The sequence below is a fragment of the Kribbella capetownensis genome, assembly GCF_004331485.1.
GTDB lineage: Bacteria > Actinomycetota > Actinomycetes > Propionibacteriales > Kribbellaceae > Kribbella > Kribbella capetownensis.
The window spans coordinates 314,445-326,622 of record NZ_SJKD01000006.1; the positions used below are offsets into that span (position 1 = coordinate 314,445).

The following is a 12,178-nucleotide window of genomic DNA, read 5'->3' on the forward strand; positions in this document are numbered from 1 at the left end:
CGAATAGCCGGAAACCGGACGCGACAAACTTTCCGTCCACCCCCGGCATCAACAAGACACCGGCGGCGCGAAGGCTCGGGGCGGAGCAGTCGCGCCGCCGGCATCTAGTGCTCGGTGTGCGAAGGCTCGGGGTCCCAGCGAACGGCGCGCAGGTTCACCCGGCCGTTGGTCACGCGGACCCCGTCGGACCGCAGGTTGTGCAGCTGCTCATCGCCAACTTCATCAGCAGGCACACCCGAAGCACGGATCACCCGCCACCACGGCACGCTCCCGCCGTACTCCCGCATGATCGCGCCGACCTGTCGGGGACCACCCTGCCCGACGTACTCCGCGATGTCCCCGTACGTCGCCACGCTGCCCGGCGGAATCGACTCCACCGCCCGCAACACCGCCTCGATGTACTCGTCCCGATCCACGCATCCCAACCTAGCGGGCAGAGCAGACAGTTCAGGCGAGTGGGGCGACTGCCTTGGCGAGGGGTTCGAGGACGGAGGGTGGGGCGTCCAGGGGGAGGTTCAGGACGACCATGTCGACTCCTGCTTCGCCGTACGCCGCCGCGGCCGCGACCGCGGTGTCGAGGGGCTCGTCGGGATCGATCCTGACGTTGACCGAGCAAGTGATGTCGTTGACGTCGCGGCCGACGTCCTCGCAGTGCTTGACGAGGATGTCCTTGAGGGGCTTCCACTCCTCCGGGTTCGCGACGATCACGTTCCAGTGCTGGGCCCAGCGGGCGACCGCGCGCAGGGTGCGCTTCGGGCCCTTGCCGCCGATGGCGATCGGCGGGTGCGGGGTCTGCACGGCCTTCGGCTCGCAGTACGCGTCGGTGAGCTTGATGTACTTGCCGTCGAAGTTCGCGACCTTCTCGGTGAGCAGCGCGACGATCGCCTGCATGCCCTCGTCGAACCGGTCGAAGCGCTCCTTCAACCCGTACAGCTCGATGCCGTACGCCGTGGTCTCCATCTCGTTCCAGCCCGCGCCGAGGCCGAGTTCGAGCCGGCCGCCGGAGATGATGTCGGTGGTCGCGGCCATGTTCGCCGTGACGGCGGGATGCCGGTAGATCATGCCGTTGACCTGGCACCCGATCCGGATCCGCTGCGTCGCCTGCGCGAGTGCGGCGAGCGTGGTCCAGGCCTCGAGATTCGGGCCGGCCATGTCACCGGTCAGCGGGTAGAAGTGGTCCCAGTGCCAGGCCGACTCGAAGATCTCGAACTCGTCCGCGGCGATCCACACGTCCCGCAGCTGCTGCCACGTGGTGTGCTCCGGCCTGGTCTTGATCGCAAACCGCATGTGCGTCCTCCCTAGGCAACCGTTTCCCAGGTGGGACATTACCCGCGATCACAGCACTCAGCCGCAGCGGCGGCCGGCGAGCACCTCCTGTCGCAAGGCGGGACTAGTCGAGGCCGAGTCTTGCGCGCACCTCGGGACGGCGCAGTGGCGGCACGGTCTGCGGTGGGTTGCGGCGCTCGGGCATCTCCGCCAGCAACTGCTGGGTGATCTTGGCGACCTCGGTCGCGGCCCGCTCGATCGGGCCGCGGGTGGTCGAGCTCAGCGAGCCGACGCCGGACACCTTGCGCGCGTACTGCAGCGCGGCCGCGTAGATCTCCTCAGAGGTCGCGGCCGGCTCGAGTCCCCTCAGGACGGTGATGTTTCTGCACATGCCAAGACAGTAGTCGGCCACAGGGACAAACCAACGGAATTCCTACGGGGTATTGACTTCCCTAACGGTATTAGGTTTTCCTCAACATATGAGCACAGCTGGTCTGGACCGCCGTACCCGCCGCCGTCAGGCGACCATCGAAGAGATCCTCGACGTCGCCATCGAACTGATGGAGGCCGAGGGTGTCGCGGCGCTCAGCCTGTCCGCGGTGGCCCGCCGGCTCGGCATGCAACCGCCGTCGCTCTACCAGTACTTCCCGTCCAAGATGGCCATCTACGACGCGCTCTACCAGCGCGGCAACGAATTGCTGCGCGACGCCTACCGGTCCGCGGGGCTGACCGCGAACACCGACGACCAGCTCGAGCTCAACCTGATCGTGGCGACCGCGTTCTGCCGCTGGTGCTTGGCGCACCAGGTGTACGCGCAGCTGATGTTCTGGCGCACGATCCCCGGCTTCGAGCCGAGCCCGGAGGCCTACGCGCCGGCCCTGGAATCGATCCAGGACCTCCGCGGCCATCTGCAGGCGACGGTCGACGCCGGGCACCTGCACCCGGACGCGGCGAGCGACGAAGGGATCGCGCTCCAGACGTCGATGATGGCCGGCCTGATCTCGCAGCAGATCGCGAACGAGCCGGACGCCTCGTTCGAGGGCGGACGCTTCATCCGGCTGCTGCCGACCGTCCTCGAGATGTTCTACCAGCACTATTCACCGACCAGGGGGAAATGATGAGTGCAGTACTCGCAGAGCAGATCGGACGCGCCGATCGGCCGCGATGCAAGGTCCATCGGGACGCCGAGATCCGGACGTGGCACGACCTGCTGGCGTCGATCGAGGGGACCGAGTGGCAGCGCCGTACGGTGTGCGACGAGTGGGACGTCGCGGACATCGCCGGGCATCTGATCGGCCAGGCGGAGGACGTGATCACGCCGTGGTCCTTCCCGCGGCGCTTCCGGAAGGGCAAGCGGGTCTACCCGGGGATCCCCCGCTTCGACGCGCACATGATGGTGCAGGCCGACGAGCACCGCGGTACGCCGCCGGCCGAACTGCGGACATTGTTCGACACGCTGTGGGCCAAGGCGACCCGCAGGATCTCACGCAGTCCGGAGCTGTTCCGGCGGATCACGATGCAGGCGGACGACTTCCCGCGGATGTCCCTGGCCTACGTGCACGACATCCTGCTGGCGCGGGACCTGTGGATGCACCGGGACGACATCTGCCAGGCGCTCGGACGGTCCTTCGACGCCGGACCGTACGCCGAGGAGATCATCGGACAGGTGATGTACGACGTGGTCGACGGACCGTTCTGGGGTGACCGGCCGACCGTCGTACTGGAACTCACGGGCCCGGGAGGTGGGACGTACCGGCTCGGGAGGGATGAGCCGGTCGGTCGCGCCGCGGTAGACGCCGTCGGCTACATGCGAACACTGTCAGGCCGCGACGACGCACCTGTGGTCTCAGGTGACGCCGCCGCGGTCGACGCGGTCAGTTCGTGCCGGATGCCGTTCTAGTACGACGGCTGGCTCGGGTCGATCTGGTCGACCCAGGCAACCACTCCGCCACCGACGTGGACGGCGTCGGAGAAGCCTGCACCCTTCGCGATCGCCAGCACCTCGGCGGAGCGGACGCCCGACTTGCAGTGGAACACCAACTGCTTGTCCTGCGGCAGCTTCTCCAGCGCCACGCCGGTCTGGAAATCCGCCTTCGGGATCAGCACCGAGCCCGGGATCTTGTTGATCTCGTACTCGTTCGGCTCGCGGACGTCGATCAGGACGAAGTCCTTCTCGCCGTTGTCCTTGAGCTTGATCCACTCGCTCAGCTGCTTCACCGAGATGGTCGAGCCGACGGCCGCGTCGGCCGCCTCCTCGGTCAGCGCGCCGCAGAAGCTCTCGTAGTCGATCAGCTCGGTGACGGTCGGGTTCTCACCGCAGATGGCGCAGTTCGGGTCCTTGCGGACCTTCAGCGAACGCCAGTTGAGGTCGAGCGCCTCGTAGATGTTCAGCCGGCCGAGCGACGGGTCGCCGATGCCGGTGAGCAGCTTGATCGCCTCGGTGACCTGGGCCGCGCCGACGGACGCGCAGAGCACGCCGAGTACGCCGCCTTCCGCGCAGGACGGGACCATGCCGGGGGGCGGCGGCTCCGGGTACAGGCAGCGGTAGCAGGGGCCGTGCTCGGCCCAGAACACGCTGATCTGGCCGTCGAAGCGGAAGATCGAGCCCCAGACGTACGGCTTGCCGAGCAGCACCGCGGCGTCGTTCACCAGGTACCGGGTGGCGAAGTTGTCGGTGCCGTCGACGATCAGGTCGTACTGCTCGAAGATCTCGAAGACGTTGTCGTTGTCCAGCCGGGTCTCGTGCAGGACGACGTTCGTGTTCGGGTTGGTCTCGAGAATCGACTCCTTGGCCGACTGGGCCTTGGACTTGCCGACGTCGGACTGGCCGTGGATGATCTGGCGCTGCAGGTTCGACTCGTCGACGGTGTCGAACTCGACGATCCCGAGGGTGCCGACGCCGGCCGCGGCCAGGTAGAGCAGCGCCGGGCTGCCCAGGCCGCCGGCGCCGATGACCAGCACCTTGGAGTTCTTCAGCCGCTTCTGTCCGGCCATCCCGACCTCGGGGATGATCAGGTGCCGCGAATACCGGCGCACCTCGTCGATGGTCAGCTCGTCGGCTGGTTCGACCAGCGGTGGCAGTGACACGTGTCGGCTCCTCGTGAAGATGTCGGACGGGATCTCCGGTTTTCAACCATCCGTCCCACCTCCATGTTCCCGCACAACCGAACCCACCCCGGCCGGAGTCCGAATCCCGGACCCTCCGTCTCACTCTCGCGACTACGAGTGGCGGTGGGAGGTGGAGGTCGCCGGTCCGGGCGCCCCCAGGGCGCTCGGACCGGCTGCTCTTCTAGTCGTTGTCGGTGATCGTGGCCTGCAGCGTCTGCGGGAGCTTGACCTCAGCCCCGTCGACCGCCCCGACGACGACGGAGAACGTCTCGCCCGGCTCCTTCACTGTGTCGTCGACAAGGGTCACCGAGACCTCCCCGGCTGCCTTCCCCGGCTCGACGTATCCGTCCAGCGAGCGATTCGCCGGGTTGGACCCGTCGTCGTACGCCCCCTTGTAGTCCTTCCGGAGTACCGCCGTCCCGTCCTTCAGTTCGCCGAAGATGTTGACGATCTTGTCGCTCGGCGCGGACAGCTTGACCGGGAACCTCACCTCCCCGGCCGTCTCCGACGCCTGCGCGTTCCCGAGCGTGAGCGTCGGCGTCGGGTCGTCGTCGATGACCAGACCGTGCCCGAACGATTGGTCCAGCAGCCCGTCTCGCGGCACCGACAGCACCAGATCGAACGGCAGGTCGTAGCTGTCCCACGTGTTCGAGTGGATCGGCACGCTCACCTTCTGCCGCACCTGCCCCGGCTTGAACACGAGCTTCCGCGTCACATCCCCCACGGTCTCGCCCAGCTCGCCACTCGTCTCGGCGTACACAGTCACCGGCCGGATGCTCGGCCGCGACATCGTCACCCAGAAGTCCGCAGAGTTGGTGCCCTTGTCACCCTCTTCGACCTTCACGTTCGACGCGGACAGCTTCGGCAGCAGCACAGCCGGCGCCGACAACCCCACACCGGGCGACGAAAACGCCAGATCGCTCACGTACGCCGACCCACGCGCGACCCGGTCCGTCCGCAACTCCACCGCCCGTACGTCGCGCAGGTCCACACCCTTGAGCGACCCGACCGGGATACGCACAGTCCGCAGCAGGTTCTTCGGCAGTCCGTTCGCGTTGCTCCCCGGCATCCGCACCAGCGCATCGCTCACGGTGGACACCGGTACGACGGCCGCCCGTCCATGCCCGTCGACGACCCGGACAGTCAGATCAGTCTTCGGCGTACCAGCCGGGTCGGGCGCGGCCCGGAACGACAACGCAGCAAAGCGCCGTACGTCGCGCTGCCAGGCAGGCAGGTTGAGCCGCAGTACGCCGTCCGTCCCGGTCCACGTCAGTTTGGTGACCGCAGTGGTCGGTGTCCTGGCCGCAAACCACGCAGTACTCCAGTGCGGTGTGTTGCCGAAGTCTGCAGTGGACATGCAGGTCGGAATCGCCGCGCTGGCAGCAGCCCGAGCCAGACCGGCGTTCAACTCCTCAACGCCCGCACACACTGTCGCGGCTGCCTTCCCACTAACCGCTCCGGCGGGCAGGGGTTGGTCCAGATGACTCACATCTCGACGCGACGCCAGCGGTGCCTGAGCCACCACCCGTACGACGGCCCGCCCAGCCGAGGCGGCCCGACTGTCGGATCCGTCCAGCAGCGGCAGGAACTTCGTCTCATGCCCCAACTGCAACCGGAAGAACCCCGCGATGTACGCCGTACCGACCGCCTGCTGCTCCTTGGCCGTCAGCCGGCCCGCGTACTTCGCACCGCACGGCGACTCCTGGTCCTCACCGAACCAGTCGTCACCCGACGGCGCCTCGGACTGCCCCGGAGTCCACTCGGTGTTGAAGAAGTTGTGGTTCGCACCGAGCACGGTGATCGTCGACCGCGGCGCGGTGTCGCCGGTGACCGAGTAGCGGGTGTCGTCGTAGAACTTCTGTCCCTGCAGATCGGAGACATCGCCGTCGCAGTACGGCAGTACCACACTCATCGCGACACCCGGCACGGTCGTCCGAGCGAAGTCGGTCGGCGCGAGCGGGAAAACAGCGCGGATCCCGTACTGTCCACCACGGTCGGCATTCAGCACCGCGGCCCGCGCGACGCCGTCGCCGCCACGGGAGTGACCCATCAGGCCGACGTTCCGCAGGTCGATCTTGCCGACGAACTTGCGGCCGAACGGGCCGCCACCGAGCGTCGACCACTTCTTCCACAGCGCCAGATGATCAAGTATCAACTCGGCCCGCGCCTGTGCGCCGGCGTCGTACGCCACACCGTCCCAGGCGTTGATCGCGTTCGCGCTGATCGACACGACCTGGTAGCCATTGCCGGCCAACGCCGTCGCGGGACCGTCGTACCCGCGGTAACTCGGCACCGGCTTCAGGCCTCCGGAGCACGGCCAGGGCTTGTCCTCGGGCTCCTCGCCGGCGCCGTAGCAGACCTGATGCCGGCCGTGCAGGAAGACCACCAACGGGCGCGGACCAACGGCACCGCGCGGCGTGTACACCTTGCCGCGAATCTCCGACCGTTGCCCGAGGCCCGGAAGGAACACCGCCTCGTCACCGAGGTTGTACTCCGACGTCTCGACCTGATACTTGCCGACGGCACCGGGATCGTCCGTCAGCTCGGGTCCGCGCCGCGCCTTCAGCCAGTCCGCGTCGGTCGGCCCGGCAGCCTGACTCCGCTCCTGGCCCTTGCCGGCCGCCTTGCCGAGATCACCAGACCAGATCAGCCGTACGTCGCGTGCCTTCAGCACGGCTGGGTTGGTGGTGATCAACGTCAGGGTGCGCTGATCCGGCGACTGCTTTGCCACCCCCAGCGGCACGCCGTTGACGGTTAGCAGCGGCAACGACGCGCGCATCGGCGCCGGCGCGTCCAGCCGGAGGGTGAGCTGATAGCCGGCCGCGACCGGCTTCACTTCCCAGTTGTTGCCTTGAGCAAGCGATGGCGGCGCTTGCGGTGTGGCGGATGCCGGTAGTGCCGGCAGGATCCCCACCCCCAGTAGTGCGACCATCCCCAGCGACAGGCTCTTTCTGAATCTGCCGATTACCCGCACAGTGGTCCTCTCGTTCGACGAACCTTCGATGTCGGTCCGACTTCGTGGGCGAGAGGAAAGTTGACCTGACCGGCTGCTCAGCCGTGTCTCAGTCCTGCGACAGGTTCGACTCGATCAGCTGCGGCACGATCGAGTGGGCAGATCAGGCGATCAGTTGGCGGAACGCCCGGGCGACCTGGTCCGGGTGCTCCATCTGCGCGACGTGACCGGACTTCGGCAGGTAGAGCAGCCGGGCGTTGCGGAACGCGCGCTGGGCCTTGGTCCGGATCCGCGCGTCGACCAGCCTGTCCTTCCCGCCGTAGATCAGCAGCACCGGGCACTCCAGCTTCGCCGCGTCCGCCCACAGCGACCGGCGCGGCATCGCCAGCGACGACCGCAGGATGCTCCGCGCGCCGTCGACCGTTGCCTGCCGCACCCACGGGTCCCCGTCACGCCGCCGCAGTTCCGCCTCGTACGCCGCCCGTACCTCGGGCGCGAGCGACCGCGGATCGCCGAACACCAGCGCCAGCGACGCCTCGAACCGCCGGTCGAACGGCAACCGACGAGTCCGCTCCAGTACGACGGACCCCAGCCGGGGCGTCGCGATCGCGGTGAACCACAGCGCGCTGGCCGACACCCGCGGATGCGGGAGCGCCGGCGAGATCAGCGTGAGCGACGCGACCAGGTCGGGACGCCGTCCGGCCATGGCCACCGCCGTCGCGCCGCCCATCGAGTTCCCGAACAGGTGCAGCGGCCGATCGAACTCACGCTCCGCCAACGCGATCAGGAGGTCGGCCTGCTCGTAGATCCCCGCGGCGCCGGACAGCGGCGTACGTCCGAAGCCGGGGAGGTCGGGGGCGATGCCGCGGACGGTGTCGTTGAGCATCAGGCCCAGAGCGGTCCAGTTCAGCGACGAGCCGTTCAGACCGTGCACGAACAGCGCGGGCGGCAGCTCCGGCGCCGCATCCGGCACGTCCCGCACCAAAAGATCCGCGCCTCCGACCGACACCTGCCGCGTCGGCCACTCCCGTACTTCCAGCGGGCCCTCAGCCCCGGTTACTCCCGCGTAACTCTCCACCTGACCCATGGTAGGACCCCTCAGCCGAGAGACTCCCGCATGACGCAGTACCAGCCCGGGCCGCTCCGTAGAGCGGTTCGCCCGTTAGGACGCCGCCTAGGTGGAGACTGGGGGGCATGGCAGCGCCGCAGCAACTGACGACTGAGGTCGATGGGCAGACGATGAAGCTCACCAACCTCAGCAAGGTGCTCTACCCACAGACCGGCTTCACCAAGGCCGAGGTGATCGACTACTACCACCAGGTCGCCGAACTGCTGCTCCCGCACCTGTCCGACCGTCCACTCACCCGCAAGCGCTGGCCCGACGGTACGGGGGCGCAGTACTTCTTCGAGAAGAACGCACCGCGCGGTACGCCGGCCTGGGTGCGGACGGTGACCCTGCCGACGCCCGGTAGCTCAACCGGCCGCGACGAGGCCGACTTCGTCGTCGCCGACGACATCCAGACCGTGGTGTGGCTGGCGAACCTGGCTGCACTCGAGCTGCACATCCCGCAGTGGCGGATCGGCCTGTCGGACGTCGGCAAGGACCCGCAGGCCGACCTGATCGTGTTCGACCTCGACCCGGGACCAGGGGCGAGCATCGTCGAGTGCTGCGACGTGGCCCTGGCACTGCGCGAGCTGCTGGGCCACTACGGGCTGGAGGGGTGGCCGAAGACGTCCGGCAACAAGGGCATGCACCTGTACGTCCCGATCGAGCCGGCGTCGTCCCGGAGTACCAGCGCCTTCGCCAAGCTGCTGGCCGAGCAGTTGGCCGAGGCACTGCCGGAGAACGTCACCGCGAACATGACCAAGGCACTGCGTCCCGGCAAGGTCTTCATCGACTGGAGCCAGAACGCCAGCGCCAAGACCACACTGGCGCCGTACTCCCTGCGCGGAGCCGAAGAGCCGCGGGTGTCGACCCCGATCGACTGGGACGAGGTGGCCTCGGCAACGGACGCCGAGGAACTCCGCTTCCTGCCGCACGAGGTGCTGGCCCGGATCGAGGAGTACGGCGACGTCCTCGAGGGCCTGTACGACGACCCGCAGCCGCTACCGTCGCTACCGTCGCTACCGTCGTAACTGTCCGTCACCAAGCCAGAGGAGCAGGCGCATGACCAGTGAGACCGACTACGAGGGTCCCGGCTTCGACAGCGTCCCCGACGACGCGCCGGAGGCCGACGTTCTCGAGCAGCGGGAAGACTCCCTTGAGGTGGACGACTTCACCCCGGAAGACGGCGTTCCCAGCGAGGCTGACCCCGCCGACGTGGAGGAGCAGCGCCACGTGGTGGGCGACTCCGGCGAGGACGACTACCGGTGACCGCTACCACGATGGAACGCTGACCGGCGGGGAAAGCTACTGGCCGGGAGGACTGCTGGGTAGGATTCGGGGAACGACCCGGCGGTCGAGCCCGAGCTGCCGGTGCCGCACCATCGAAGGAGCCGACGTGTCGACGACACCCGAGACCGCGCCGAAGCGTGGCAGCCGCCTGCCGCGGCTGGCCCGCCGCGCGCAACTGCTCGAGGCGGCGCAGGAGGTCTTCGTCGCGAACGGTTACCACGCCGCCGCGATGGACGACATCGCTGACCGTGCCGGAGTCTCCAAGCCGGTGCTCTACCAGCACTTCCCCGGCAAGCTCGAGCTGTACCTGGCCCTGCTGGACAGCTCCTGCGACGCGATCATCGCCTCCGTCCGGGACGCGCTGAAGTCGACCGAGGACAACAAGCTACGAGTGGCCGCCACCATGCACGCGTTCTACGACTACGTGGCGAACGCGCAGGGCGCCTTCCGGTTGGTGTTCGAGTCGGACCTGACCAACGAGCCGGCGGTCCGGGAGCGGGTCGACCGGGTCACGCACACCTGCGCCGAGGCGGTGTCCGAGGTGATCAGCGCCGACGCCGGCCTGAATCGCGAGCAGTCCATGGTGCTGGCCGTCAGCCTGGTCGGCATGGCCCAGGTCAGTGCCCGCTACTGGCTGGCCTCCGACGACCCGACACTGGCCCAGCAGCAGGCGGCCGACCTGGTCGCCTCGCTGGCCTGGCGCGGCATCCGCGGTTTCCCGCGCACCGACTCCTGACCGGTACGGCGTACCTAGGTTCTGCTCTGGGCGGACGGGTGAGAGCTGGGGGTCGGTAGCGGATAGGCTCGAACCGTCACCGGCGAGAGCCGCCGGTCGGAACGTGCCCGGAGGGTTTCGTGGAGGTCAAGATCGGCGTACAGCACGCCAATCGTGAGTTGGTGCTCGAGAGCGAGCAGAGCCCGGACGAGGTCCAGGAGGCCGTCGCGGCGGCGCTCAGCGGCAAGTCCAACCTGCTGCAGCTCACCGACGACAAGGGCCGCCGGGTGATCATTCCGGCCGACCGGCTGGCGTACGTCGAGATCGGCGAGGTGTCGATTCGCAAGGTCGGGTTCGGCGCGATCTGATCGCGGTCCGGACACAGTCGCGCGTGTCCCGGTTGCGGAGTGCCACCCAGGGGGCACGATGGCGGTAAGACCTGCGTTGCGGTGGTCTGGTAGCACGGGGCGCCAGGCCGGGGCGCGGGTCAGCCAACCCTCATAAGGAGGAACCGTGTACTGGGTCTGGATGCTCATCGTCAGTCTCATCGCGGGCATCATCTTCGGGCCGCTGGCCCGGCTGGTGCTCCCCGGCAAGCAGAACATCAGCCTCGGCTGGACCATCCTGGGAGGCGGCATCGGCGCCTTCATCGGCGGTCTGATCGCGAAAGCCTTCGGAGTCAAGGACACCCCCGGCCTGGACTGGACGCAGTACCTGATCCAGATCATCTGCGCCGTGATCGTCGTCGGCGCCATCGCCGGTTACCAGAGCAGATCGAAAGCCTCCGCCTGACAACCTCACCTCAGCGGCCGCCACCCCACCCCGGGGCAGGCGGCCGCTCTGCGTGGGGGTCAGGCCTGCAGGCCGAGTGCGGTCATCCGGGCGGTGTGCGCCTCGGTCAGGCGGGTGAACATCCGGCCGATCGCGGCCAGGTCCAGTCCGGGCCGGTCGACACTGCCGGCCAGCAGCGCTGCCAACGAGTCCCGGTCGGCGGCGATCCTCTGTGCTTGGCTGAGCGCCTCACCGACCAGCCGACGGCCCCACAGCGCCAGCCGGCCGCCCAGCTTCGGGTCCTCCTCGATCGCGGACCGGACCCGGTCCACCACGAACTCGGCCTGCCCGGAGTCGGCGAACACCTCGAGTACGAGGGCCCTCGTCTCGGCGTCCACGAACGACGCGATCTCGCGGTAGAAGTCGTTGGCCAGACCGTCGCCGACGTACGCCTTGACCAGGCCCTCCAGCCAGTCCGACGGCGCGGTGTGGTCGTGGAACGCGTCCAGCGGTGTCACGAACGGCCGCATCGCTTCCATCGGATCCACACCGAGCGCGACCAGCCGGTCCCGCAACTGCCGGAAGTGCCCGAACTCGGTCGTCGCCAGCGCCGCCAGCTCCGCCTTGTCGTTCAGGGTCGGTGCCAGTTTGGCGTCCTCGGCGATCCGCTCGAACGCGGTCAGCTCGCCGTAGGCGAGAACTCCCAGCAGATCCACCGCCGCGGCCCGGTAGGCGGGATCATCAAAGGCCGTCTGCTCCATGCCCGGCACCCTATCTGTCCACCGGCGGGAGTGGCGCAAACCACACGAAGCGGCGTTGACAGCTCATGCGGTTACACTTGTGAGCGATTCGCCGGTGACGCGCCCAGATGGGCAAGCTGGTGCGAGGTGCTTGCACAGTGTCCCCGCGCCTCACAGACGAGGCTGACAAGCCTCTGGCGCCCGGCCACAGAGCACCTGTCCGTATCAAG

The 12,178-nt window shown here is 68.2% G+C and carries 14 protein-coding genes; 7 read left to right on the forward strand and 7 right to left on the reverse strand.

The features are described 5' to 3' along the window. Positions 1–104: 104 nt before the first annotated feature. From E0H75_RS26395 to E0H75_RS26405, 3 genes are all read right to left on the reverse strand, one after another. Positions 105–416: an MGMT family protein gene (locus E0H75_RS26395; RefSeq protein ID WP_131516335.1), complete on the reverse strand. Its 312-nt coding sequence runs from the start codon at positions 414–416 to the stop codon at positions 105–107. 31 nt (positions 417–447) lie between these two features. Further along, complete coding sequence (locus E0H75_RS26400) at positions 448–1,287, reverse strand: TIGR03560 family F420-dependent LLM class oxidoreductase (RefSeq protein ID WP_131516336.1); 840 nt, start codon at positions 1,285–1,287, stop codon at positions 448–450. 103 nt (positions 1,288–1,390) lie between these two features. Next, complete coding sequence (locus E0H75_RS26405) at positions 1,391–1,657, reverse strand: DUF2277 domain-containing protein (RefSeq protein WP_131516337.1); 267 nt, start codon at positions 1,655–1,657, stop codon at positions 1,391–1,393. A gap of 88 nt (positions 1,658–1,745) precedes the next feature. Here E0H75_RS26405 and E0H75_RS26410 point away from each other — a divergent pair, with 88 nt between their 5' ends. Both E0H75_RS26410 and E0H75_RS26415 read left to right on the forward strand, forming a co-directional pair. Beyond that, positions 1,746–2,384 (forward strand): TetR/AcrR family transcriptional regulator, encoded by a 639-nt coding sequence (locus E0H75_RS26410; protein WP_131516338.1) that lies wholly within the window; start codon positions 1,746–1,748, stop codon positions 2,382–2,384. Beyond that, positions 2,384–3,166, forward strand: a complete 783-nt coding sequence (locus tag E0H75_RS26415; protein WP_165554040.1) for a maleylpyruvate isomerase family mycothiol-dependent enzyme — start codon at positions 2,384–2,386, stop codon at positions 3,164–3,166. Before E0H75_RS26410 ends, E0H75_RS26415 begins: the two co-directional genes overlap by 1 nt. On the opposite strand, the gene moeZ is transcribed toward E0H75_RS26415, so the two are convergent. The 3 genes from moeZ to E0H75_RS26430 form a co-directional block, all read right to left on the reverse strand. Continuing rightward, positions 3,163–4,353 (reverse strand): adenylyltransferase/sulfurtransferase MoeZ, encoded by a 1,191-nt coding sequence (gene moeZ, locus E0H75_RS26420; RefSeq protein ID WP_131516340.1) that lies wholly within the window; start codon positions 4,351–4,353, stop codon positions 3,163–3,165. The genes E0H75_RS26415 and moeZ overlap by 4 nt on opposite strands. Before the next feature lie 202 nt (positions 4,354–4,555). After that, a complete protein-coding gene (locus E0H75_RS26425) occupies positions 4,556–7,306 on the reverse strand; it encodes a Calx-beta domain-containing protein (protein WP_238163289.1) in 2,751 nt (916 codons plus the stop codon). A 184-nt stretch (positions 7,307–7,490) separates the two neighbouring features. Beyond that, entirely contained in the window at positions 7,491–8,405 is a 915-nt protein-coding gene (locus E0H75_RS26430; RefSeq protein WP_131516342.1) for an alpha/beta fold hydrolase, read from the reverse strand. 116 nt (positions 8,406–8,521) lie between these two features. Here E0H75_RS26430 and ligD point away from each other — a divergent pair, with 116 nt between their 5' ends. The 5 genes from ligD (at position 8,522) to E0H75_RS26455 (ending at position 11,229) form a co-directional block, all read left to right on the forward strand. Further along, complete coding sequence (gene ligD, locus E0H75_RS26435) at positions 8,522–9,463, forward strand: non-homologous end-joining DNA ligase (RefSeq protein ID WP_131516343.1); 942 nt, start codon at positions 8,522–8,524, stop codon at positions 9,461–9,463. 31 nt (positions 9,464–9,494) lie between these two features. Next, the gene (locus tag E0H75_RS26440; protein WP_131516344.1) at positions 9,495–9,701 is read left to right on the forward strand and encodes a hypothetical protein; all 207 of its coding nucleotides are present in this window, start codon (positions 9,495–9,497) and stop codon (positions 9,699–9,701) included. Between the two features lie 127 nt (positions 9,702–9,828). Continuing rightward, positions 9,829–10,458 (forward strand): TetR/AcrR family transcriptional regulator, encoded by a 630-nt coding sequence (locus E0H75_RS26445; RefSeq protein WP_131516345.1) that lies wholly within the window; start codon positions 9,829–9,831, stop codon positions 10,456–10,458. Positions 10,459–10,577: 119 nt separating this feature from the next. Further along, positions 10,578–10,805, forward strand: a complete 228-nt coding sequence (locus E0H75_RS26450) for a DUF3107 domain-containing protein (RefSeq protein ID WP_131358936.1) — start codon at positions 10,578–10,580, stop codon at positions 10,803–10,805. A 145-nt stretch (positions 10,806–10,950) separates the two neighbouring features. Then, entirely contained in the window at positions 10,951–11,229 is a 279-nt protein-coding gene (locus tag E0H75_RS26455; protein WP_131516346.1) for a GlsB/YeaQ/YmgE family stress response membrane protein, read from the forward strand. A gap of 59 nt (positions 11,230–11,288) precedes the next feature. Here E0H75_RS26455 and E0H75_RS26460 read toward each other — a convergent pair whose 3' ends face one another. Then, complete coding sequence (locus E0H75_RS26460) at positions 11,289–11,969, reverse strand: ferritin-like fold-containing protein (protein WP_131516347.1); 681 nt, start codon at positions 11,967–11,969, stop codon at positions 11,289–11,291. Positions 11,970–12,178 lie beyond the last annotated feature (209 nt).